Below are 22,682 nucleotides of genomic sequence, written 5' to 3'. Positions count from 1 at the left end.
AGTTGACTATCGTACTCCCATGTACGGCGTCAGCGAAGACATCTACAACGGGGTCCTCTACGACGGGCTCAACTGCTTCGAGTGGGACATCCCCTTCTACCGGCGCCAGGCGCGGCGGGCGAAGGGGCCGGTCCTCGAGCTCTGCTGCGGGACCGGGCGCATCACCCTGCCGCTGGCGAAGGCCGGCGTCGAGGTCACCGGCGTGGACTTCAAGGACTCGATGCTCGTGCGCGCGCACGAGAAGGCGCTCAGGGCCGGCCTGCGCGTCCCCTTCGTCAAAGGCGACATGCGGACCCTGCGTCTGCGCCGGAAGTTCGCGCTCGTCTTCATCCCCTTCAACTCGCTGCAGAACACCTACGGGCTCGCCGACGTCGAGAAGGTCTTCGCGACCGTGCGCGCGCACCTGCGCAGGGGCGGACGCTTCATCTTCGACGTCTTCAACCCGAGCATCCGCTACATGGTGAACGGGGAGAAGCTCAAGAAGAACAAGTACCGCTTCCGCCTCGAGGACGGCCGCCGGGTCGCCATCGACGAGCTCTGCCGCTACGACGCTGCCGGCCAGGTGAACCAGGTGACCTGGTTCCATCGCGTCGACGGGGGGCGGGCGAAGCCGCGGCGGCTCGACATGCGCTGCTTCTACCCGCTCGAGCTCGAGGCCCTGCTCAAGTACAACGGCTTCCGCGTGCTGAAGAAGTACGGGAACTTCGACGGGACGCCCTTCACCTCCGCGTCCATGAAGCAGATCTTCGTCTGCGAGGCCCTGCGATGACGGACACCGAGCGGCTCCTGCGCGACGTCTCGCGCTCCTTCCATCTCTCGCTGCGCGTGCTGCCCAAGCCGGTGCGCGCGCAGGTCGGCCTCGCCTACCTGCTCGCCCGCGCGAGCGACACGGTCGCCGATACGCAGGCGGTGCCGCGCGAGCGGCGCCGGGAGCTCCTCGAGCGCATGCGCAAGGGGGATTACTCCTCGGTGGGCGCGCTGGCCAAGGACCAGGCCCTGCCGGCCGAACGCATGCTCCTCGAGCGGCTCGGGGAATGCGCCGCCCGCCGCGACGCCTTCGGCGCGCGAGACCGCGAGTTCATCGCCCAGCTCCTCGACGTCATCGTCACCGGCCAGCTCTTCGACCTCGAGCGCTTCCCCGAGGGGACGGTGACGGCCCTGCGCGACGACGCCGAGCTCGACCGCTACACCTACCTCGTCGCCGGCTGCGTCGGCGAGTTCTGGACCCGCATCTGCGCCGAGCACCTGCCCGCTTTCGCCGCGCTCGACCAGGCCGAGATGTACCGGCTCGGCGTGCGCTTCGGCAAGGGGCTCCAGCTCGTCAACGTCCTGCGCGACACGGCCGCGGACCTGCGCATCGGCCGCTGCTACCTCCCCGTCGCGAAGCCCGAGCTGCTCCTCGACCCCGCGCGCAACGCGGCCTTCGCGGCCGAGTACCGCCGCTGGCTCGACGCGGCCCTCGATCACCTCGACGCCGGCTGGCGCTACACGCTGAACATCCCCCGCTCGCTCAAGCGCCTGCGCCTGGCCTGCGTCTGGCCCATCTGGCTCGGACTCGAGACGATCGCGCTCCTGCGCCGCGCCAACCCGCTCGACCCCGCCCAGCGCGTCATGGTGCCGCAGGGACGGGTCTACCTCATGCTCGCGCGCTCCGCGCTCTCGGCCGGCAGCGACCGCCTCCTCAACGGCGCCTATCAGACCCTGCGCCGCCGCGCCCTCGCCCCCGCCCACCCAGGGCTCCCCTCTCCCGCCACGCCGGGAGAGGGGAAGGGGGTGAGGGGGGACCCCGCGAGATGATTCCCTTGGAGAACAGGGTCCCCGATGCCCTCTTCGTCGCCGGCGTCGTCGTCGCCCGCGGGGTGAAGCCCGGCCCCGCTCCCGCGGAGCTCGCCCGGCTCATCGACGAACTCGTCCTGCGCCGCGCCGCCGAGGAGTTTCCGGCGCCCATGCTCAAGGACTCGGTGCGCCGCCTCCTCAAGCGCGGCGGCTTCAAGCCCTCCGGGCGCAACAAGCCCGCGAGCGAATACCTCGCCCAGGCCGCGCGCGAGAACCGGTTCCCGCGCATCAACAACCTCGTCGACGTGAACAACCTCCTCTCGCTCGAGACCGGCCTGCCCATCAGCCTCCTCGACCTCGCGGCATTCGGCGATGGGGCGGCCCTGCGCTACGGCAAGGCGGAGGAGAAGTACGTGTTCAACTCCGCGGGGCAGGAGATCGACCTCGAGGGCCTGCTCTGCGTCTGCTCGGGGGCCGACCTGCCGCTCGGCAATGCGGTGAAGGACTCCATGACGGGGAAGCTCAAGGACGGAACGAGCGCCGTGCTCGGCGTGATCTACGCGGCGGTCGACGAGGAGGCCGGGCGGGCGATGGCGGCCCACGTAGAGCGCTTCGCGCGGCTCCTCAAGGAGTTCGGCGGGGCTTCCGAGACCGAGACGGCCGTCCTTAAGGTTTGAGCTTCGCTTCGATCCGACGGTAGAACGGCAGGCGCAGGGCCTTCGCCCGCTCCAGGCGCTCGGCGAGCGGCAGCGGCTGCAGGGTCGGGCAGAGCGCCGAACCTCCTTTCGCGTAGTACTCCTCGATGCAGCGCAGGCCTTCTTCCCGCGAGGCCCGGATGCTCGCGTAAGGGGAGAAGTCCCAGCCCTTAAACGACGCCCCCGCGCAGAAGAGCCAGAAGGCGGCCAGGACCGCGAGCCGCGCCTGCGGCCGCTCTCTCAACGCCCGAGCCCAGGCCGCAGCGCCCAAAAGCGGGAGGAGCAGGGCGAACTCCATGTAGTGCGAGTGCGCCAGGCGCTCGACTCCCATCCAGGTCCGCCCCAGCGCCACGGCGGCCAGCGTCCCCAGGGCGCCGAGCGCCGCGGCCCACAGGAGCACGCTCTCGTCGTCGAGCGCTCTTCGGCGCTCGACGACAAGGGGCGCGAGCACGAGCGCCAGGCCGAGGGCTCCGAGGAGCGGGGCCGGGGCCGGTGCGCCGAAGCCCTGCGCGCAGAGCGAGAGGAAGAAGACCCAGAAGTCGCCGCGCAGGGGGGAGGTCCACATGGAGGAAAGGAAGTCGAGGCCCGAGACTCCCGGGCCGAAGGCGAGCGCGCGGCCGCTCGCCGCGTAGAGATGCGCCGCCTGCAGCATCGGCGGGGGGGCGTGGACGATGCGCTCGAGGATGAACGCGCCCGCGACGAAGGCGATCGTCAGCGCGCAGAGGGGCCCTGCCGCGACGAGGACCGCGTCGAGGCGGGCGCCGGGGCGTCCCTCGCGCAGGCGCCGAGGGACGAAGAGCGCCGCCCCGGTCAGCGCGAAGAAGTGCCCGCTCGCGAAGGAGCCGATGGAGCAGAACGCCGCGAACGCGCCGGCGAGGAGCTTGGGGCGGCTCGGCGCGCGGGCGAAGAGGAGGAGGGCCGAGCCGAGCGCGAAAGCCAGCGAGAAGTGGATGCTCGCCTGCAGGCCGTGCGCGTGCCCGCCGTGGAGCAGGGGGGTGAGCATGAAGGGCGCGAAGGCCGCGGCCACCGGGACGCCGTCCTCGCCGAGCGCGCGGCGCACGAGCAGGCAGGCGAGCGCGACCACCAGGCCGAAGAGGATGAAGTTCAGCGCCTGCAGGCGCGCGATGTCGAGCCCGCCCCCGAGGGCGTGCAGGCCCCAGACGAGCAGGCGGGCGGGGACGTTCATGTGCTCGTTGAGCGGGGTGAGCAGCCAGCGCAGGGTGAGCCCCGCCGGCAGGGCGCCCGGGTCCAGGTAGGTCCATTCGTCCATCACGGGCACGTCCACCGCCGTGCGCGCGAGCACGGAGCCGTGGTAGAGGTAGAGCGCGAGCGTCGGCAGGAAGAGGAGGAGCGCGCGGAGCCGGGCGTTCATCCCGCCGATGATACCATAGAGCATCGCGCCGGGCCGTTCCGGCGCGATGGGCGCTCAAGACGGGCGTTGACATCGCCGACGGCGGGGGCCTATACTCCCTATATGTGCGGGTCCCATAAGAGGAAGTGAGATGAGAAAGCTCCTGGCCGTGGCGTTGTGCCTCGTCGGACTCTCGGGCTGCACCTCGAAGGACTCCGGCTCCGGCCGCGAGGGCCAGCCCGACCCTCTCGCCGCCCACACCTCCTGCACCTTCGCCGACGGCCTGCAGGTCGCCGCCGTCGACCGCCTCCCCGCGTCCGTGCACTCGCGGCGCATCAGCTTCCCCGACGGCTCGCGCAACGTCTCGCTCGTCGACGGCTACCGGGTCATGTTCTCCTATCCGCCCGACGACTACTTCGCGAACCTCAAGGTCGAGCTCTCCGTGCCCGCCGAGTACTCCTCCGACCGCAAGCTCATCTTGCGGCAGATGGAGCTGCTCGCCCAGGAGGGCGACCGCCTGCCTCTCGAGCAGCGCGAGTTCCACGGCTACGACCTCTACGCCGTCCACCGCGCCACCATCACCGACGCCAACGTCCTGAGCATGTACTCCATGTTCCAGGAGCGCGACCGCAAGATCGTCACCGTCTACTTCCTCACCGGCGACCCCGCTCGCCGCCGCTTCCAGACCATCGAGGAGCACAAGCGCATGCGCGAGCGCTTCCTGGAAGAGTACTTTACGTGCATTGAGAAGAGAGGGGGCTAATCAGGCGCTCGGCGGCGCGGCACTCATTTTCCCTCTCCCGCTTGCGGGAGAGGGGGAGGGAGAGGGCAGCCGCCGAGGGCAACGGGAATGTAGACCCCCCCATCTTTGAGGCATCCATGATGAAAAACTCCCATCTCGCCATCCTCCTCGCCGCCGCCTTCCTTTCCGCTCCCGCCTCCGCCGAGCCCATCAAGATCGGCGTCGGCCCCATCGGCAGCCCCGGCCCGACCGTCGGTCCCAGCCTGCAGAGCCCGGGCGTGGGAAATCCCGGCGTGAGCATCACGCCCAACCTCTCGGGCGTCACGCTGACGCCCACCATCGGGGGGACCACGCCGGTCCCCAAGGTCCAGGAAGGGAACCAGCAGGAAGGCGGCGGGGAGCCCCCGCGCCTCGCCGTCGGCCCGGTCTACTTCGCGCTGGCCTGCGCCGTGTTGAACTCCGAGACCTGCGAGCTGGCCTTCGAGGGCTACGAGAACTGGGAGGACGTCTCCACGAGCGTGCGCCTCGCCGACTGGGCGAAGGCCCTCGAGGAGGAGCGCCGCCTCTTCGTGACCGTCCCCTTCCCGGTCCTCTCGACCCAGCAGGTCCTCCAGGCGCTCGTGCGCTTCGAGACGCGCAGCATCCTGGAGATGGAGACCAAGATCCGCGCCGACATCGTCCGCATCGCTCCCATGGAGTGGGAGTCGCCCGAGGCGAAGGAAGCCAAGCGCCTCGAGATGGAGCGCCACAACCGCGAGATCGACCGCCTCAAGGCCGAGGCCACCGCGCAGGCCGAGTCCGAGGCCTCCTCGCACTGGGTCCCCGACGGCGAGAGCCGCTTCGAGTTCAAAGCCGGCCGCGCCTACCGCGACCTGACGAACCACATGAATGTGAATACGTCCTGGAATTAGTCGTTCACCCTCCCTCCTCGAGGGAGGGCAAGGGGAAGGTAGAACCGAACAGAGCGCCCGCCGAAAAGCGGGCGCTCTTCATTTCTCCTCAAATCCATCAGAACGGTCATTGACAGCAAGAGGGGGGGACGCATATACTCCCCCTGCGAGCGGTCGCGCGCGCTCCTTCGGGGCGGCCAGCTCTATCCGTCCGCTGCAATCCGATTATGTGGGGTTCCCATGGCCGATAAGGATGAGATCCTTTCGCTGAAGAACGAACTCGAAGCTCTCCGTCAGGAGCTCGCCAGCGTGCGCGGCGAGGTGCGGCGGCTCGGCGGACGCCTCCCCGAGCTGGCGCCGGGGAAGCCGGCCGAAGCTCGGATCGAGAAGCCCCAGCCGGAGCGCAAGGCCGCAGAGCCGCTTCGCGCGCCGGCCGCAAGCGGACCGGCTTCCGTGTTCTGTCAGCAGTGCCACGCCCGGATGGAGATCGCCGATGCGATCTGCGGGAATTGCGGGACTCCCGCGCTCGCCAAGAAGCCCGTCGCATCCGTACCTCTGCCTCCCGCCCGGACGGAGCCCCTGGAGCCGGAGACGAAGATCGACTGGGAGCGCTTCATGGGCGTGAAGCTCTTCGCCTGGGTCGGCGGTTTCGCCCTCTTCCTCGGCATCGCCTTCTTCGTGAAATATTCCTTCGACAACAATCTCATCAGCCCCTCGACCCGCGTGGCACTGGGGATGCTCATGGGCATCGGTGCCATTATCGGCGGCCTCCTGCTGCGGCCGCGCGGCTACCGGGTCACGGTGGAGACGCTCTGCGCCTCGGGCATCGCCATCCTCTATGCCGATGTCTTCGCGTCCCGAGCCTTCTACCGGCTCGTCTCACCCGAGATCGCCTTCGGCCTGATGTCGCTGGTCACGGTCGCGGCGTTCGTGCTCTCCGTGCGCCTGGAGTCGCGCTACGTCTCCCTGCTGGGGCTCGTGGGCGGGTTTCTGACCCCGCCGCTGCTATCGACGGGCGTCGATCGGCCCATCGCCCTCTTCGCCTATATCACGATCTTGAACATCGGGCTCATATCCGTGGCGCTCCGCATGGACTGGGGATTCCTCCTACCGCTCGCCGCCGGAGCCACGCTATTCATGGAGATGGGCTGGACGAAGGAGTTCTTCGCCCCGCATAAGGAACTGCTGCTTTCCGGCATCGTCGTCTGGTTCTGCGCCCTCTTCCTCGCGGCCGCTGGACTCGCACGGCGGCGCGGCCGCGATGGGCTAGGCTTCCACGTCCCTGCCGCAGCCCTGCCGCTCTTCTGTCTCGGCTTCTCGGCCTTCATGCTCGACTATCAGGTCCTGGGCAGCCGGCCGGTCTTCCAGTTCGTCCTGCTCAACCTGCTCAACCTGCAGCTCGCGTACGCCGCTCTGCGGCGCGAGGAGCCGCGGCCCCTCTACATCATCGGAGGGGGGGTGAGCTTCGCCATCCTTTCGATCTGGACCTCGCGCTTTCTGACGGGGGACCTCCTCAACGCGGCGCTCGCCTGCTACCTGGCCTTCGCGGTCATCCATGCGGCCGCACCGGCCGCCATCCAGCGCCTGCGGCCCGACCGCAGCGCCTGGAACTGGGGCTACGCCTTCCCCGGCATGGTCCTCGCGCTGCTCGTCTTCGCCATGCACGCCGGGAAGGCGGCCGGCTTCCTCATCTGGCCGACGATCATGATCCTGGGCATGCTGGCGCTCGCGCTCGCCTGGTTCGCCGCGGTGATGTGGGCCGCGGTCGCCTCGCTCGTCCTCGTCCTCGCCGCCTTCGCGACCTGGATGCTCCGTCTGCCCGACGCGGCGGGGGTCGTCCAGATCCTCCCGCTGCTCGGGGTGTTCATCCTCGCCTTCTTCGCCTGGCCGCTCTACCTCGCCCGTAATTGGGCGAGGCCCGCGGAGGAGAAGGTCCGGGAGAAGGCCGGCGCGCTCTCCATGCGTTCTCCGGCGGAGCTCGCCGCCTGCGCCGCGATCCTGCCGTTCTTCCTGCTCGCGGCGGTCTGCGCCAAGATCCCTCTGCCCGACCCCTCCCCGGTCTTCGGACTCGTGCTGCTCCTCAACGTCCTGCTCCTGGGCATCGTCCGCTTCCGGAAGATGGACGCCGCCGCGCTGGTCGCGCTCTGCGGCACCGTCATGGTGCAGGCCTTCTGGCACGGGCATAACTTCTCGGAGACGGCCCCCGCGGGAGCGCTGTGCTGGTATTCCGCGTTCTACGCGGGCTTCCTCCTCTTCCCGCTGTTCTTCTGTTCCGGGACGGAGAGATTGGGCGCCTGGCGGGCGGCCGCGGCGTCGGGGCCTCTGCACTACCTGCTCATCTATCGCGCGATCTCGCTCGCCGTCGGCAAGGCCTACATCGGCGCGGTCCCCGCGCTCTTCGCGCTCTCGTCGCTGGGCGCGCTCACGCTCGCGCATGTATTCGTCCCTCGCGAGGAGAAGGGGCGGATGTCGGTGCTCGCCTACCTGGGCGGCGTCGCGCTCTTCTTCATCACCCTCGTCATCCCGGTCCAGTTCCAGAAGGAATGGGTCACCTTCGGCTGGGCGCTTGAAGGCGCGGCGCTGGTCTGGCTCTATCGCCGCATCCCGCATCCGGGGCTCAAGGCGTGGGGAGCGGCGCTGCTGGGAGTGGCCTTCGTGCGCCTCGCGCTCAATCCCGCGGTGCTCTCATATCATCCGCGCACCCAGACGCCGCTCTTGAACTGGTATCTGCTCGTCTACGGGGTCTCGGCCGCCTGCATGTGGTTCGCCGCGCCGCGCTTCGACGCCGAGGAGGACGTTGTCCTGGGGCTGCCCGTGCGCTCCTACCTCAACGTCTTCGGCGTCGTGCTCGCCTTCCTGCTGGTGAACATCGAGATCGCCGATTTCTTCAGCAAGGGGGCGACGATCACGTTCAACTTCTCCGGCGCCTTCTCGCAGGACATGACCTACTCGCTCGTCTGGGCGGCCTTCTCCATCGTGCTCGTCGGGCTCGGCATCGCCCGCAAGAGCCAGGGCGCGCGCTACGGCGGGCTGGGCCTCCTCGTCGCGACCATCGCGAAAGTCTTCCTGCACGACCTTTGGCGTTTGGGCCAGCTCTACCGCGTCGCCTCCATCATCGGGCTGGCCGTCGTGCTCATCCTAGTCTCCTTCGTCTATCAGAGGTTCCTCAATGAGAAAACGCCTGCTTAGCCTCCTGCCGCTCGCGCTCGCCCTCCCGCTCCTCGCCGCGGTCGGCGAGCAGTGGAGCCACACCCAGGCGCTGAACGTGCCCTCCGCGGGGCTCGTGCGCGTCCGTCTGGGGAATCCGACGCTCTCCGTCGCCCGGCCCGACCTGCGCGACCTCCGCCTCGACGCGCCCTCCGGCCGCGAGGTGCCGTATCTCATCGACCGGCCCATGCCCAAGTCCGGAGACTGGTTCCGGCTCGAGACCCGCTCCTCCATAATCGGCAACGGCTTCACCCAGCTCGTCGTCCAGCCGGGGAGCGCCTACGCCGGGCGCCAGTGGGACGGCCTGAGGATCATCACGCCCGCGCGGGAGTTCATCAAGGCCGTCACCGTGGACGCGCGCAGGAACAAGAGCGAGGCCTTCCAGACCCTCGTGCGCGGCCGCCCGATCTTTCGCCAGAACGACGGCGTCGAATCGCTGGAGCTGCCGCTGCCCGCTGGCGCCTGGAGCGAGGTCCGCGTGAACCTCGATGACTCCCGCAAGGACGCCGTCCCCGTCATGGGCGTCGACGCCCGCGCCCGTTCCGAGGAGTTGGCCGACCTCGACAAGATCGATACTTCCATCCTCGAGCGCGGAGGGAGCGGCCATACGACCGTCCTGCGGCTCTCGCTGGGAGCGTCGAACCTCATGTTGACTTCGCTGGAGATCGGGACCAATGAACCCGTCTTCACTCGCCGCGTCGAGCTGTATCAGCGCGTATATCGCGACTACCGCATCCAGGACGAACTGCTCGGCTCGGGCAGCATCTACCGCGTGACCCTCAACGGGGGGGCCTCCGCCCAGAGCCTGAGCTTCCCGCTTTCAGCGCAGGTCACGGGCAAGGATGTCTACCTGCGCATCCATAACGGCGACAGTCAGCCTCTGGACATCGTATGGGTGCATCTGAAGGCCGCACCGGCGTTCATGGTCTTCCATGCGGATGAGACCGGGAGCTACACGCTCTCGGCCGGCAACGAGGGAGCCGAGGCGAAAGAGTACGACGTCGCCGGCCTGCGTCAGCGGCTGACGACCGCCCCGGGCGCGACGGCGAGCTTCGGGCCTCTGGCGGCCAATCCGGCCTATCGCGCGCCCGAAGCCCTGCCCGGCGTCGAGGAGGCGGGGACCGAACTCGACGTCTCCAAGTGGCCCTTCAAGAAGCGCATTGAACTGAAGGATGCCGGCGTCCAGCGGCTCGAGCTCGACCTCGAAACACTTTCCCGGGAGGAGGGCGAGCTCGCCGACCTGCGCCTCATGCGGGAGGGCCGGCAGATTCCCTATCTCTTCGACGAGAGCGGCGTCACGCGCAGCGTGCCGCTGTCCCTGACCCGCGACGGGGAGAAGGATCGTTCGAGCCGTTGGAGCCTGGACCTGCCCTATGTCCATGCGCCGGTCACGAGCGTGTCCTGCACGGCCACCCAGCCGGCGCTCTTCGAGCGGCAGGCGAGCGTCTTCAGCGAGCAGCGCGACGAGCGCGGCGACACGGCCCGCGTCCAGCTCGGCGCCGCGACCTGGACCCGCCGGCTCGGGCAGGGCTCCGCCGGAGTGAGTCTGGGGCTCAACCGGCCGCCGGACGGCAAGCGGCTCTCCCTGGTCGTGGAGAACGGGGACAACCCGCCGCTCGCGCTCTCGGAGTGCAGGGCGTATTACACCGCGCCGCGCCTCCTCTTCAAGGCCGCCCCGGGCAAGGAGCTTTTCCTCTATTACGGTCAGAAGAACGTCTCCGCCCCGGTCTACGACCTCCGGCTCGCTTCGCGGGAACTGCTCTCCAAGATGCCCGGCGAGGCGTCGCTCGGCAAGGAGGAAGGCCTCGCGGTCTCTCCCTGGTGGGAGGTCGCCGCCCCCAGCGGCGTCGGCAAGTGGCTGTTCTGGGGCGCCCTCGCCCTCGTGGTCGTCGCGCTGCTCTTCGTCATCGCCAGGCTGTTGCCCGAGGAGCCGGCTGGCGGTGCGTGGAAATAGAGCTATGCGCTACCTCTGCATGCTCCTCGGTCTCCTCACCGGCAAATGGAAGGTCCGCTGCACCGACTGCGCCCACCTCGACTCGGAGGGCAAGTGCTACGGTCACAAGATGCCCGCGGAGATTGTCGAGCGCGAGATCATGTGTGGGTTCTTCAGCAGGAGGGCGGCGTGAGTGATTCGTCTAAATTAAGATCTCTTCGTCGAGATGAAGCATATGGATATTCACCTTCAGTGATGGTCTTCCTTACAACCTTCAAGTGCTCGATTTCATGTGGAGATTGCTGCTTCAAATGCAGTCCTCAATCAGAAGGTGAATTCCCGCTTCCCAAACTTCTCCGGATCATCGAACGGGTCCCTGAGAGTTTCCCAACCATTAAGCTCGTTGTCTTTACCGGAGGGGAGTGCTTCCTGCGGGGCAAGGATTTGCTGACTGTCATTCGGGCGGCGACTGAGAAGGGATTGTTGACTCGATGCGTAACGAATGGGTATTGGGCGACGGACGATAATACGGCTTCCGAGTGGGCCAGGGAACTGAAGGCAGCAGGTCTTGGAGACATAAATTTCAGTACAGGGAATGAGCACCAGAAATATATCCCCTTCGAACGAGTCGCTATTGGCGCAAGACACTGTGCCGAAGAGGGGATAAACACACTCCTGGTTATCGAAGGGCATCCGGGTCCGGTGGAATTCACGGAGAAGCAGGCGCGTGCACATCCGCTTTTGACGGAATTCTTGCGCACGGAGAAAGGCAAAAACCTCGATTTGTTGACGGCTCCCTGGATTTCCACTAGGGATGGGCGGTCAGCGGCTCGAAAAGAGCCCAAATGTCATGGCTGTGAGCATGTGATGGAGACATTAGTGTTCACGCCCGATGAGCATCTTCTTTCCTGTTGTGGCCTGACGGTCTCTCACATCCCCGAGTTCGATATGGGCAGGATCGAGGATGCTTCTGATGTCGTCGAGAAGTACCGGGAGCAGTGTTCGGATTTCCTGCGCTTATGGCTGAGAGTCGAAGGCCCGATGGCGATTCTGGAATACGCCGTGCAAAAAGGAGCTGATTTCGCAAAGGCTGCGCCGCTGGTGCATCCCTGCGAGGCCTGCCGGGCCATCTTTAATGAGAAGAGTTTGAGGACAGTTCTTGAGGAGACTTATCGAGAGAAGATTCCCGAGGTGCTATTCCGTCTACAGTTGATGGAGCGCATGCGTTCAGGCGAAGCGCAGCGTCGTCGGAATTAAGCGGACCATACGGCAGAGGGGGATGCATATGACCAGCAGACTTAAGAAATTCCTTTCCACAGCGCTCGCTTTCTTTTTGGGCGCTGAATCATCCGGCGCGGTCGGCGCGGGGATGTCGTACCCGTCGGATGGGAGCGTCAGATCGGAGGTTCCAGACGTATCGAAGGTGATTGATTTGAAATCGGCCCAGGGTCGGGAGTTGTTCCGCTTGAAGATGGCGAGGACGAACGTCCCTTCGAAGATGTGGAATGACGCCCTGGCACTATCGATCCTCGCCGATGAGATATACAAGGACCCCCAGGTTGCGCGAGAGTTCTCAGAGGATCCGATGAAGTATCTGAAGAAGATCGGGTGCGAAGACGTTAAATTGCGCTTGGATGCCATGGAAGTGCGAATCGTCATGGCGCTGGGAGACGCCTCGGTGCGCAGCGCTCTTGAGACGCGCGATCCGAAGGCCTTTTTGACTGCTCTTGAGAGCCGTGGGTTATTCACCTATCCAGAGAAGTCCCATTTCCTGATAGCCTTCAAAGACGAACTCATGAAGGTCTCGGATTCCGATGAGCAGGTTACGGCGGCAGTGGCAGCCGCATATGTCATCGCTGCAGTGGCATCGCAGGCCGCCGTCGCTTACAACGTCGTTGCGGTGCTGAATGTGGCAGTGGAGACGAACGTCGCAGTGCATTCGAACGTGGCAACGGATTCTGAGGCGGGTTCAAGCAGCAGCTTGAACGCGAATCCAAGCGGGCCATACCCGGACAACAGCTCGATATCCTCAAGCAGCAGCAGTCCTATCGGCATGTCCTACAAGATGCGTAATGTGGATGCCTTCCAGATGGCTTCCTACATGGGCGGAGCGGAATTCGCCAAAGGAGTTTCGGAGGAGTTCGTGCGCGAATATTCCGCTCGAATCGTTTCTGGGATCGAGGGGCTGTCGCAATTCAAAGGGCAGACGGTACTGAAGAAAGAAGACTTGTCCACATTGGTCCAACGCGTACTGAAAGACACTTATCGAATGTGATATGAGAAGGGTTATGAACAGACCGATCAAGGGAATAATTATCTTCGCAGGGCTCTGCCTTACGGCAGGCTCATCCATTGGTGCGATGTCGCACCCTCTGCGGCAAATGGTGCCGAGCTACGACGGCTATGGCCTGGACATGGTCGTCGATCTTCCGACGGGCGTTGCACCCGCGCAGGTCGAGAAAGTCGTGGTCCTTCTGCACGGATCCGGGCCTCAGAGTATGGATGAGGACCTGGGGCCGGTGTCGACAGGGACGGCTAAGAATCGTTTTTTCGTAGATGTTTCGGATGCGCTTACGAAATCCGGCTTTGCCGTCCTTCGCTATAACAAGCGCTCTTTCCAGGTAGTCGACACTCTGCGAAAAGATCCGGCGTTTAAGAAAAGTCCTGTTATCCATGAGTTGTTGAGCGACCCCTTAGGGTGCTACATCAAAGATGCGATACATTTTGCGAAGTGGGCGAAGAAGAAGTATCCCAACGCGAAGATTTACTTGCTAGGACACAGTGAGGGCGGTTATATCGCGCTCCAGATTGCAGATCGCGAGAAGGACGTCTCCGGCGTGGGGTTGATTTCATTCTATGCGGTGTCGCAGGATGCGCTCCTTTTCGAACAGACCACGTATCGTCCGTTGTCAATATTCGACGGGCTTGATCGGGATCGTGATGGCGCTCTGAGTCCGGGAGAGTTGTCCGGTGAGGACATCATCTCGAAGAGCCTCAGCCGGCAATTGGCGCTGTTGGATATCGATGGGGACGGTGTAATGGAGAGCTCCGAGTTCATGGCGGGTAACTTTTCCAATCTGCTGGCCGATGATCCTCCGGGCGTAGATGCATTCCGACGCAAAGAAGCGGAATTACCAAAAACTGCGACGCTCCTGCGAAATTGCAAGACGAAGGTCGCGATCTTCCAGGGGGAATGGGACAATCAGGTTCCCTCCTATCAGGCGAAAGCTGCCGACATCGCGAACCGTACGCAATGGAAGAAGACGAACATCATGTTCCGGTATTTCCCGAAGCTCGGGCATGCGCTGGACGTCCGGTCCGATGAGCACGATCTCACCTTTGGGCATCCAGAACGCACGGCATTGCAGACGATGTCGGACGATTTGAAAAAGTTCTGGCGCTGAAGCAACGGAGTGTGTGGATGGATTCTCTAGATATATCCGGCCTCATCGCGCAGATCAAGAAAGAGATCCTCGACGCCGAGAAGAAGTCCGAAGGCGAGCGCAAGATCATGGCGCTCGACCAGCTCGAGCTCGAGATCAAGTTCGTCGTGACGAAAGGCGGCAGCGGGAAGGCGGGGCTCAAGTTCCTGGCCTGTCCTGTTTCGGCGGACGGCGAACTGAGCTATCAGAAGGAGGCGGTGCAGAGCATCAAGCTGACTTTTAAGGCGCTGGGCGTGCCTAAAGAGGGGAAGCGGAAGGGACCGAAGCTGAAGTTCAAGGGACTTTCGCCCGTCTTTCTGAAGCCGGTGATTATGAAGAAGCCATAGTAGGAGTTGGTTCAATTAGTTGAGGCATGGCACCGTAAGGATGGAGTAACCATGAGACACCTTGTCCTGATTTTGATTGCGTTGAGCCTATCGGGCTGCGTAGTCAGCCGCCCGCTTCTATACTCTGGTGCTTCCCTGGGGCCCGGCCAAGAGGAGGTGGTCGGAATCGCGACAGGGAAATCCAGCAACTTTGTTCTATTCGGGATTCTTATCGGGCAATCGGACCTATCCTTGAAAGCTGCTATCGAAGATGCGATTACAAACACGAAGGCGCATACATTGGTGAATGTATTCGTCGATCAGTCGTGTTGGGGTTTCCCGGCACCTTGGGCCGCAATTTGGGGAGGATGCGAAGTGCGCGTCACAGGTACCGCGATCCGATACACGAATTTGAAGGCCAATAGTTACTTTGAAGCAATCGGCCAAACATCATCTGTGAAGGTAATCGAGCAAGAAAAAGATTTAAAGGAGTTTGATTATAAGACGATGCGGGCGCTCGATAAGGATAACGCCATCATTTACTTTAAAAGGCTGCCTCCCTTCGAGAAGGAAAGGCTGAAGGAATACGTCATCAAGGCAAAGGGCCAGGCCTCGAATAATAGCTGGTCCTTTGCTGTGAACAGGGACCTCCCTGCGGATGAGCGCGAGTTCGTCGCCTGGTTCTGCAAGGAATTTACTTCGTATCAGCCGCGTGTGGATTGAGTCGCTGCGCCTTACGGAGCCAGGCACTTAACTAATCGAACTAATTCATGGCGTGGGGTCTGGAGCAGGGAGGTTTGCGCAGAGCGCAAACCTCCCTGCGGCGTCACCACCCCTCCCACCCACCACAGCGGTACGCGGCGGTTGCTTGAGGAACAGCTGTTACGGCTCCTGCCACTCGACACCGTGCAGGTTCCCGGTGGCTATCCAGGCCGACGGCTAGAGGCCTAAAATGGCCTAGGCTTAACGCCGCATTTATAGGTCCCTGAAGGCCCTCTCGACTCGCCCCGGTCCCCGGTACACTTAAGGTGTGATGCGCTCTGTGCTTGTTCTGGCGGCCTTCCTGGCTGCGCTTCCGGCGTGGGGGCAGCAGGTCTGGCCTCCTCCTCTTCCCAAACTAGACTTCAAGGGGGTCGCGGTCCAGCCGGTCGGCGAGGCGCTGGATGAGAAGGTTTTGGAGCCGGGGATCGAGCTCTTGGCGAAGCACGATGTCCTCGGGCTGGGCGCCGAAGCCGAGCGTGTCGAGGCCTGGCGCGCCGGCAGGAGCGGGCTCCGCATCGCCGGGGAGGCGGGAAGCCCGCGCCTCATCGATGACAAGGGCGCGGCCTTCCCGTTGAGTCCTGAGCTCGGGGTGGCCCTGCGGCGCATGAACGCGTATTTCGGGCTCACCGGGCCGACTTTGGCCCATCCCATCACCACCGAGGAGTTCCGCGCGGCCCTGCTGACGCCCGAGGCGGTCGTCTCGGTGCGCGGGGTCTTCGAGCGGACCTTGTCGGAGCGCATCGTGGTGAAGGGCAAGCCCTACATGCCCGAGCTGGGCGGGGAGCTGACCCTGGACGCGGGCCGCGTCGCCTTCCACTTCCACGACGACCTCGTGCGGCCGCTCTTGCGCGAGCTCGTCGCCCGCGGCGACGACCCCGCGGCGCTTCAGCGCCTCTTCGACGAAGAGCCCGCGAAGATGGCCCTGCTCGACCCGCAGGAGATCCTCAAGAAGCATCTTGTGAAGCGCCGGCAATGGGACGCCGAGGGGAAGCTCTCGCAGGAGAAGCGCGACCAGATCCTGCGCATGGTCGTGGACACCGTGGCCGAGCTCGCCGCCGGGCACTACTCCGGCGACGCGTCCACTCAACTCAAGGACATGCTCACCTCGGACTGGTCCGGCCGCTACGCGGGGACGTGGCACTGCCATCCGCCCGACGCGGCCGCGGAGGGCTTCGTCGGCGACTATCCGCCGAGCGAGGACGACTACGAGGCCACCGCCAAGACCGGCGAGGAGATCGTCTTCGTCTTCCTCCCCGACGGCTACGACGTCTATCAACTCTCGCTCGCGCCCGCCGGCAGCAACCCCTACGGCAACCGGCCCAAGCCGGTGGCGTCCTACCGGTCGGAGGGGTGGCGGGCGTACTTCCAGGCACTGTTCGAGAAAAACATTCGGGCCAAGTAGTCTTGGTTTAAGGCGTGGGGTCTGGAACTCGGAGGTATGCGCGGAGCGCATACCTCCGAGTGGCGTCTCGACCCACCCACCCACCGTGCAGGTACACGGCGGCTACTTAGGGTCATTCGGAGCCGCTGAAAGCGGTTTCGGATGATGTAGACTGGGCTTGGAATGAACGCGTTCTCGCTGCCTTCGCTCCTCCTCGCCTGCGCGGTCCTCGCGCAGGACGCGCCCCCGCCCAAGCCCGCCGACCCGATCCCGCCCGCCATCGCCGCCGCCGCTCAGCTGACGGCGCCGGAGGGCTGGGATGCGGAGGTCGGCCCCGAAGGGGAGAAGGACCCGTCGGTGACCTTCACGAAGGGCGGCGACCGCATCCGCGTGACTCTCTTCGGCGGGCCGGGGACGCGCTTTAAGACCTCCCAGGCGTTCCTCCGGAGCCCCGCGGCGACGACGATGGGGCGGCCGGCCCAGAAGGACGCCGTCGTGAAGGTCGCCGGCGCGCGCGCCTACGTCTACCGGCACGCCTACCCCGAACCCTCGGGCGACCCGCACCAGCGCTCCGAGAAGGCGCCGCGGATGGTCATGGAGGAGTTCTGCATCGTCCCCGCCGGGAAGGCCTTCTTCGTGCTGAGCTACGCCGAGGAAGGCGTCCCCGACCCCTCCGCCCCCAGCCGCCCCAGCTGGGAAGCCTTCCTGAAGTCCTTCAAGCTGAAAAAGTAGGGAACCTTTCCTCAACTCGTTGAAGTCACAGTTTGTGACTTCAAGTTGGGGTAGGGTTCGGATAGCCCGAGGTGGTCGCATTCTGCGACCATTTCATTAGGTCCCCGAGGCGTCGCCTCGGCCTCGAGCCCACGGTGCGGCGCAACCTTGATCCAGGGGTGCGGACACCACTAGTGGGCCCGACTTCCCTCTCCCATCTTCAGGCGTCGACACCCCCCAGCGGCGACGTAGCGGGATAGCGGGGGAGAGGGCCGCTGCGAGAGGATAACGCGGTAAGGAGTGCCCTCTCCCCCGGCCTTCGCTGGCGCCCCGGCCCCTCACCCTATCCCTCTCCCGCAAGCGGGAGAGGGATAAGAGATCGAGGACTGGCGAGGAGGAAGACGGCCGCGGAGGAATGCGCGTCGGGTGACGACGATGGGTCGGATCGCCCGGGTGTGCGCGCCGGGACGGGTAGAGGCAGCGCGCGCAGAGGGCGATGGGCCCCATCGGCGGCAGGACCCGACGCGCTATCTAGGCTTTCCGATTCGCGCGGCGAATCTTTGAGACGAGATTCGTCGTGGAGTAGCCGCGCTTGAGGGGGATGATGACGACGCGGCCGGCGTGCTTGCGGCCCGCGACTTGCGAGGGCTTGTAGTCGCCGCCTTTCACCAGGACTTCGGGTTTAAGTGCGGCCACGAGCTGTTCCGGCGTATCCTCGTCGAAAGCGACGACGCAACTGACGCAGGCCAGTGCCGCGATGAGCCGCGCGCGGTCTTCCAGCGCGTTGAGCGGCCGCTCCGGGCCCTTGTCCAGGCGCCGCGCCGAGGCGTCGGTGTTCACGCCGACGACGAGCCGGTCCCCGAGCGCCGCGGCCTTCTCGAGGTACTCGACGTGGCCCGCGTGGAGGAGGTCGTAGACGCCGTTGGTGAAGACGACCTTCGCGCGCTCCTTCTTCCACGCCTCGCGCTGGGCGAGGAGGTCCTTGAGCGAGCAGACCTTCCCGGCGGTCTCAATGGGCTTTCGGGGCATGGGCGAAGAGGGCGTCCTCGATGACGCCGCAGAGGGCCTGGATGACGGCGATGTGCGCGTCCTGGATGTGCGCGGTCTTCTCCGAGGGCACGCAGAGGCAGTAGTCGCAGAGGGGCTTCAGACGCCCGCCGCTGCGGCCGCTGAAGCCGAGCACGGTCATGCCGAGCTCGCGGGCCTTCTTCGCCCCGAGCAGGACGTTCATGGAGTTGCCGCTCGTGGAGATGGCGACGGCCACGTCGCCGCGCCGGCCGTGGGCTTCGACCTGGCGTTCGAAGACGTGCTCGAAGCCGAAGTCGTTGGAGATGGCGGTGAGGTCCGAGGTGTTGGTCGTCAGCGCGAGCGCGGGGAGCGGCGGGCGGTTGCGCTCGAAGCGCCCGACGAGCTCGTCGGCGAAGTTCTGGGCGTCGCAGGCCGAGCCGCCGTTGCCGAAGCTCAGGAGCTTGTGGCCTCGGCGGAAGGAGTCGATGAGGGCTTCGGCCATCCCCCCGATGAGGTGCGCCTGCTTCGCGGTGCCCTCGACGGCCTTCGCGCTCTCGGCGAGGTAGAGGCGGGCGGCGCGCTCAGCGAGTCTTACCGTTCGTTCCGACATGGTGGCCCTCCCTGGAGCAAGTAACGGAATCTATGGGGGCCTTGGAAGCCCCGAGACCGAGCTGAGTCCGAGAAGCGACGAGGGCGCAGTGCCTCTGTGCACTGTAACCGAGGAGCGACGAAGGAATCGGCCGGTATCGGGGCTTCCCTTTCAGGGCGGGGCCTTCTCCGGGTCGTCTGCGGCGTTGCTCGTCGCTCAGATAGTTCGAACTATCCTCGCTCCTCGCGCCTTGCATTCGACCCAGATTACGCCCCGCCAAGGCCCCCATAGATTCCGTTACTTGCTCCCAAGCAGGATGTCCGCGAAGCTCGTGTCGAAGACGCCGCTCTGGAAGCGCTTGTCCGCGAGCACGCGCAGGTGGAAGGGGATCGTCGTGTGGATGCCCCCGACCTCGAACTCGGAGAGCGCCCGCACGGAGCGCGCGAGGGCGGACTTCCGGTCGGGCGCCGAGGTGATGAGCTTGGCGATGAGCGAATCGTAGTAGCTCGGCACCGTGTAGCCCGCGTAGATGTGCGACTCGACGCGCACGCCCGGCCCTCCGGGGACGGTCCAGTTCGAGATGAGGCCCGGGCAGGGCGCGAAGCCGCGGGTGGAGTCCTCGGCGTTGATGCGGTGCTCGATCGCGTGGCAGCGGATCTCGGAGGCGCGCGCCTGGTCGAAGGAGAGCTTCTCGCCGGCGGCGAGGCGGATCTGCTCGACGACGAGGTCGATGCCGACCACGGTCTCGGTGACCGGGTGCTCGACCTGGAGGCGCGTGTTCACCTCCATGAAGTAGAAGTGTCCGTCGGCGCCGAGGAGGAACTCGACGGTGCCCACGTTCGAGTAGCCGCAGGCCTTGGCCAGGCGGATGGCGGCCTCCTGCATCTTGCGGCGGGTCTCCGGGGAGACCGCCGGGGAGGGAGACTCCTCGATGAGCTTCTGGTGCCGGCGCTGGACCGTGCAGTCGCGCTCGACGCAGGCGACGGCGCCGCCGTGCACGTCGGCGCAGAGCTGGATCTCGACGTGGCGCGGCTTCTCGACGAACTTCTCGAGGTAGAGGGTGCCGTCGCCGAAGTTGGCCTTGGCCTCGCTGCCGGCCTTCTCGATCTCGGTCTCGAGGGCGCCGGGCTCGCGCACGAAGCGCAGCCCCTTGCCGCCGCCGCCCGCCGCGGCCTTCACCATGACGGGGAAGCCGACGCGCGCGGCCGCCGCGGAGAGCTCCTTGAGGCCTCCGAAGGCGCCGGGGACGACGGGCACGCCGGCCTTCTCGGCGAGGCGCTTGGCCTCGATCTTGTTGCCCAGAGCGTGGATGGACTCCGGCGGCGGACCGATGAAGGTCAGGCCCCGGTCGCGGCAGGCCTTGGCGAAGGCGGCGTTCTCGGAGAGGAAGCCGTAGCCCGGGTGCACGGCCTGCGCTCCGGTCTGCTCGGCGGCGGCGAGGATGCGGTCGACGCGCAGGTAGCTCTCGCGCGAGGGGCCGGGGCCGATGCAGACGGCCTCGTCGGCGAGCGCGATGTGGCGCGATTCGCGGTCGGCTTCGGAGTAGACGGCCACGGTGCGCAGGCCGAGCTCCTTGCAGGCGCGGAAGACGCGCACGGCGATCTCGCCGCGGTTGGCTACGAGGACTTTACTGAACATGGAGTTCCACCTTGAGGGTCTGGTTCCAAAGGTCGACTTTGGCGTCGAGGATCTGCATCTGCGCGCTGCGCAGCGAGACGCGGTAGAGCGAGCCGCCCAGCCATTCCGAGGTCCAGGCGTCGGCGACGGCCTTGAGCGTGCTCTTCGAGCCGAAATGCCGCTTGATGTCGGCGGCGGTCTTCGCGCGCCACTCGAGGATCGTGGATTCGTCGTCGGAGGTCCGGCTGCGCTGGACCATGGCGACGGCGTCGTCGCCCGCGGCGCCGGAGAAGAGGGCGACGGCGCCCTTCGCGTAGGCGGCCTCGTCGCCGGCCGGGCAGGCGCCGGCGGCCTCCTGGTAGTCGGCGAGCGCGGCCTTCGCCTCGTTCTGCTCGGCGCGCACGTCGGCGCGCGCGAGGAGGATGCCGCAGCGCTCGGCCGGCTCGAGCCTGGGCAGGGCGAGGAGGATGCCGTACTCGCGCACGGCCTCCGCGGGCTTGCCGAGGAAGTTGCGCAGGAGGTCGGCGGTGAGCTCGTGGAGGCGGAAGAGGTCGCGCTCATCGAGGGCGGAGGGATAGCGCTTCGCGAGGTCGACGGCCGCGCGGCAGGCCTCGTAGGCCTCGGGCATCGCGCTGCGCGCGTAGGCGCTCTCGCAGAGGTAGGCCTTGGGGAGCGGGTCGCGGGGGTCGATGGCGGCCGCCTTGGACGCGAGCGTCCCGGCCCCGATCGCGTCGCCGGCGGCGAGCATCGCGTCGGCGCGCAGGAGCAGCGGCCACTCGAAGGCGCGGACCCAGTTGCCGTCCTCGCGGACGAAGGAGATGCGCTCGGTCGAGGCGACGGCGCCGGGCATGGCGGAGTCGTAGCGCACGAGCGCCCAGTCCTCTTCCATGACCTCGATCTGCGCCGGGCCCAGCGCGCCGCCCGCGGGCGGGACGCTGCGCTTGAACTCGTCGAGCGTGATCTCGGCGCGGCTCTTCGGGCTGAGCAGCTCGTAGGCGGCGTCGGGGTTGCCGGCGACGAGCGTCGTCACGAAGCGCGTCGCGACCCGCGAGAGCCGGTTGGCCGGGTTGTGCTTGAAGCGCCACCAGTAGCCGCCGTAGACGAGCAGGCCGGCGACGAGGAGGACGAGGCCGGCCACCGTCGAGAACGGCGAGGGCTTCGCGGTGACCGAGGTCTTCGAGTGCGCCGGCGCGGGCCGGGACGCGGGCTGGGGCGCGGGTTTCGGCGCCGGCTTCGCAGCCGCTTTCGCGGGCGCCGGCGGCGGGGATTTGGGCGCGGCGTGCTCCCGCTCGCGCTCCTCGGGCCGGCGGAAGCGGTCGGCGGGGTCCTTGTAGACCTTGGGCTCGGGCGGCGGGGCCTTCGGCGTCTCCTTGGGCTTCTCCGGCGCGGGGGTGTGCTTCTTGTCGATGGGCCGTGGCGCCGGAGTGCGGTTCTTGCCGAAAGGGGAGGGCGTACGGCCTTTGGGAGAGGGGGTGTGCCGGGCGTGAGGGGGCTCGGTCTTCGGCTTCTCAGGGGGCTTCGCGTTCTCTTTCGGGCGCTCGGGAGCCTTCGGCTCCTCTCGGGGCTTCTCGGGAGCGGGGGGCTTGGTGAGCGCCTCGCGCAGGGACTTGGGCCTGGGCGGCTCCTCCTTCGGGGGCTCGGCCTTCGGCGGCTCCTTGGGAGGCTCGGCCTTGTGCAGGTCGGAGATGCGCATGATGCCGGTCTTGGGCATCTCGAACTCGGCGATGCGGCGCCGGCGCTCCTCGTCGCGCGCCTTGCGCTCCGCCTCCGCGTCCTCGGCGGAGCCCCGCAGCGACATGCCGTCGACGCGCGGGAGCGCGCCGCTGACGCCGCCCGGGGTCCGGGGTTCCGCATTCTTCTCGGCCGGCGCAGGGGGTTCGGCCTTGGGGGCTTCCTTCGGCGCCTCGGCGGGGAGCTCGATCTTCGGGAGCTCCACCGGCGCCGGGGCCTTCACCTCGGGGGCCGGCTTCGGCGGCTCGGCCTCGGGAACGCCCCGGTGTTCCGGCGCCGGGGACTGCACCTTCTCGAAGCGCTCGACGGAGAGCTCCTGCACCGGGCCGTGCGCGGCGGAGGGGCGGGCCGGCCCGGCGTCGGCGCCGAGCGGCTTGCCGCAGCTGTCGCAGAAGATCTTGGCCGGGGAGTTCTGCCCTCCGCAGCCGCCGCAGACGCGCACGACGCGCGCGCCGCAGGACGCGCACTTGGGCGCGCCCGGCTCGGCGGGCTTGGAGCACTTCGAACACTTCAGTTCGGAGGGCATGGACGGTTCTCGGCG

Annotated in this window: 20 protein-coding genes; 15 read left to right on the top strand and 5 right to left on the bottom strand. The window is 66.5% G+C overall.

The window, feature by feature from the left end:
- The first annotated feature begins 19 nt into the window (after positions 1-19).
- Genes WC969_11195 through WC969_11185 form a run of 3 tightly spaced genes read left to right on the top strand, consistent with a single transcriptional unit; the run spans position 20 to position 2,453 of the window.
- On the top strand, positions 20-769 hold the full coding sequence (locus tag WC969_11195) for a class I SAM-dependent methyltransferase (GenBank protein ID MFA6030411.1): 750 nt from the start codon (positions 20-22) through the stop codon (positions 767-769).
- Positions 766-1,797 (top strand): squalene/phytoene synthase family protein, encoded by a 1,032-nt coding sequence (locus tag WC969_11190; GenBank protein ID MFA6030410.1) that lies wholly within the window; start codon positions 766-768, stop codon positions 1,795-1,797. The genes WC969_11195 and WC969_11190 overlap by 4 nt, the downstream gene beginning before the upstream one ends.
- A gap of 5 nt (positions 1,798-1,802) precedes the next feature.
- Entirely contained in the window at positions 1,803-2,453 is a 651-nt protein-coding gene (locus WC969_11185) for a phenylalanine--tRNA ligase beta subunit-related protein (GenBank protein MFA6030409.1), read from the top strand.
- Here WC969_11185 and WC969_11180 read toward each other — a convergent pair.
- Positions 2,443-3,843, bottom strand: a complete 1,401-nt coding sequence (locus WC969_11180) for a hypothetical protein (protein MFA6030408.1) — start codon at positions 3,841-3,843, stop codon at positions 2,443-2,445. The genes WC969_11185 and WC969_11180 overlap by 11 nt on opposite strands.
- Positions 3,844-3,973: 130 nt before the next feature.
- On the opposite strand from WC969_11180, the gene WC969_11175 reads away from it, so the two are divergent.
- The 12 genes from WC969_11175 to WC969_11120 all read left to right on the top strand — a co-directional run bounded on the left by WC969_11175 (position 3,974) and on the right by WC969_11120 (position 17,217).
- Positions 3,974-4,585, top strand: coding sequence for a hypothetical protein (locus WC969_11175; protein ID MFA6030407.1), 612 nt, complete (start codon positions 3,974-3,976; stop codon positions 4,583-4,585).
- 116 nt (positions 4,586-4,701) lie between these two features.
- Positions 4,702-5,475, top strand: coding sequence for a hypothetical protein (locus WC969_11170; protein ID MFA6030406.1), 774 nt, complete (start codon positions 4,702-4,704; stop codon positions 5,473-5,475).
- A 219-nt stretch (positions 5,476-5,694) separates the two neighbouring features.
- A complete protein-coding gene (locus WC969_11165) occupies positions 5,695-8,643 on the top strand; it encodes a DUF2339 domain-containing protein (GenBank protein ID MFA6030405.1) in 2,949 nt (982 codons plus the stop codon).
- Positions 8,624-10,615, top strand: coding sequence for a hypothetical protein (locus WC969_11160; GenBank protein MFA6030404.1), 1,992 nt, complete (start codon positions 8,624-8,626; stop codon positions 10,613-10,615). The genes WC969_11165 and WC969_11160 overlap by 20 nt, the downstream gene beginning before the upstream one ends.
- Positions 10,616-10,619: 4 nt before the next feature.
- Entirely contained in the window at positions 10,620-10,787 is a 168-nt protein-coding gene (locus WC969_11155) for a hypothetical protein (GenBank protein ID MFA6030403.1), read from the top strand.
- 59 nt (positions 10,788-10,846) lie between these two features.
- Entirely contained in the window at positions 10,847-11,851 is a 1,005-nt protein-coding gene (locus tag WC969_11150; protein ID MFA6030402.1) for a hypothetical protein, read from the top strand.
- A gap of 28 nt (positions 11,852-11,879) precedes the next feature.
- Positions 11,880-12,869, top strand: a complete 990-nt coding sequence (locus tag WC969_11145; protein MFA6030401.1) for a hypothetical protein — start codon at positions 11,880-11,882, stop codon at positions 12,867-12,869.
- 13 nt (positions 12,870-12,882) lie between these two features.
- Positions 12,883-13,998: an alpha/beta hydrolase gene (locus tag WC969_11140; GenBank protein ID MFA6030400.1), complete on the top strand. Its 1,116-nt coding sequence runs from the start codon at positions 12,883-12,885 to the stop codon at positions 13,996-13,998.
- A 17-nt stretch (positions 13,999-14,015) separates the two neighbouring features.
- Positions 14,016-14,363: a trypco2 family protein gene (locus WC969_11135; protein MFA6030399.1), complete on the top strand. Its 348-nt coding sequence runs from the start codon at positions 14,016-14,018 to the stop codon at positions 14,361-14,363.
- A gap of 51 nt (positions 14,364-14,414) precedes the next feature.
- Entirely contained in the window at positions 14,415-15,065 is a 651-nt protein-coding gene (locus WC969_11130) for a hypothetical protein (GenBank protein MFA6030398.1), read from the top strand.
- 310 nt (positions 15,066-15,375) lie between these two features.
- The gene (locus tag WC969_11125) at positions 15,376-16,506 is read left to right on the top strand and encodes a hypothetical protein (GenBank protein MFA6030397.1); all 1,131 of its coding nucleotides are present in this window, start codon (positions 15,376-15,378) and stop codon (positions 16,504-16,506) included.
- A 162-nt stretch (positions 16,507-16,668) separates the two neighbouring features.
- The gene (locus tag WC969_11120; GenBank protein ID MFA6030396.1) at positions 16,669-17,217 is read left to right on the top strand and encodes a hypothetical protein; all 549 of its coding nucleotides are present in this window, start codon (positions 16,669-16,671) and stop codon (positions 17,215-17,217) included.
- Positions 17,218-17,727: 510 nt separating this feature from the next.
- Here WC969_11120 and WC969_11115 read toward each other — a convergent pair.
- The 4 genes from WC969_11115 to WC969_11100 all read right to left on the bottom strand — a co-directional run bounded on the left by WC969_11115 (position 17,728) and on the right by WC969_11100 (position 22,667).
- Positions 17,728-18,225, bottom strand: coding sequence for an adenylyltransferase/cytidyltransferase family protein (locus WC969_11115; protein MFA6030395.1), 498 nt, complete (start codon positions 18,223-18,225; stop codon positions 17,728-17,730).
- Complete coding sequence (locus WC969_11110) at positions 18,206-18,814, bottom strand: D-sedoheptulose 7-phosphate isomerase (GenBank protein ID MFA6030394.1); 609 nt, start codon at positions 18,812-18,814, stop codon at positions 18,206-18,208. The genes WC969_11115 and WC969_11110 overlap by 20 nt, the downstream gene beginning before the upstream one ends.
- A 276-nt stretch (positions 18,815-19,090) precedes the next feature.
- The gene (gene accC, locus WC969_11105) at positions 19,091-20,431 is read right to left on the bottom strand and encodes an acetyl-CoA carboxylase biotin carboxylase subunit (protein ID MFA6030393.1); all 1,341 of its coding nucleotides are present in this window, start codon (positions 20,429-20,431) and stop codon (positions 19,091-19,093) included.
- Positions 20,421-22,667, bottom strand: coding sequence for a hypothetical protein (locus WC969_11100; protein MFA6030392.1), 2,247 nt, complete (start codon positions 22,665-22,667; stop codon positions 20,421-20,423). Before WC969_11100 ends, accC begins: the two co-directional genes overlap by 11 nt.
- Positions 22,668-22,682 lie beyond the last annotated feature (15 nt).

It is taken from the genome of Elusimicrobiota bacterium (assembly GCA_041660925.1).
Taxonomy (GTDB): domain Bacteria; phylum Elusimicrobiota; class Elusimicrobia; order UBA1565; family UBA1565; genus JBAZUV01.
This window is presented reverse-complemented; position numbering and strand designations above follow the sequence as displayed.

Coding starts and splice junctions, on each gene's coding strand:
- WC969_11155 (MFA6030403.1), top strand. CDS start 10,620: ATGCGCTACCTCTGCATGCTCCTCGGTCTCCTCACCGGCAAATGGAAG.
- WC969_11100 (MFA6030392.1), bottom strand. CDS start 22,667: ATGCCCTCCGAACTGAAGTGTTCGAAGTGCTCCAAGCCCGCCGAGCCG.
- WC969_11130 (MFA6030398.1), top strand. CDS start 14,415: ATGAGACACCTTGTCCTGATTTTGATTGCGTTGAGCCTATCGGGCTGC.
- WC969_11180 (MFA6030408.1), bottom strand. CDS start 3,843: ATGAACGCCCGGCTCCGCGCGCTCCTCCTCTTCCTGCCGACGCTCGCG.
- WC969_11165 (MFA6030405.1), top strand. CDS start 5,695: ATGGCCGATAAGGATGAGATCCTTTCGCTGAAGAACGAACTCGAAGCT.
- WC969_11140 (MFA6030400.1), top strand. CDS start 12,883: ATGAACAGACCGATCAAGGGAATAATTATCTTCGCAGGGCTCTGCCTT.
- WC969_11195 (MFA6030411.1), top strand. CDS start 20: ATGTACGGCGTCAGCGAAGACATCTACAACGGGGTCCTCTACGACGGG.
- WC969_11190 (MFA6030410.1), top strand. CDS start 766: ATGACGGACACCGAGCGGCTCCTGCGCGACGTCTCGCGCTCCTTCCAT.
- WC969_11115 (MFA6030395.1), bottom strand. CDS start 18,225: ATGCCCCGAAAGCCCATTGAGACCGCCGGGAAGGTCTGCTCGCTCAAG.
- WC969_11110 (MFA6030394.1), bottom strand. CDS start 18,814: ATGTCGGAACGAACGGTAAGACTCGCTGAGCGCGCCGCCCGCCTCTAC.
- WC969_11145 (MFA6030401.1), top strand. CDS start 11,880: ATGACCAGCAGACTTAAGAAATTCCTTTCCACAGCGCTCGCTTTCTTT.
- WC969_11125 (MFA6030397.1), top strand. CDS start 15,376: ATGCGCTCTGTGCTTGTTCTGGCGGCCTTCCTGGCTGCGCTTCCGGCG.
- accC (MFA6030393.1), bottom strand. CDS start 20,431: ATGTTCAGTAAAGTCCTCGTAGCCAACCGCGGCGAGATCGCCGTGCGC.
- WC969_11120 (MFA6030396.1), top strand. CDS start 16,669: ATGAACGCGTTCTCGCTGCCTTCGCTCCTCCTCGCCTGCGCGGTCCTC.
- WC969_11160 (MFA6030404.1), top strand. CDS start 8,624: ATGAGAAAACGCCTGCTTAGCCTCCTGCCGCTCGCGCTCGCCCTCCCG.
- WC969_11175 (MFA6030407.1), top strand. CDS start 3,974: ATGAGAAAGCTCCTGGCCGTGGCGTTGTGCCTCGTCGGACTCTCGGGC.
- WC969_11170 (MFA6030406.1), top strand. CDS start 4,702: ATGATGAAAAACTCCCATCTCGCCATCCTCCTCGCCGCCGCCTTCCTT.
- WC969_11135 (MFA6030399.1), top strand. CDS start 14,016: ATGGATTCTCTAGATATATCCGGCCTCATCGCGCAGATCAAGAAAGAG.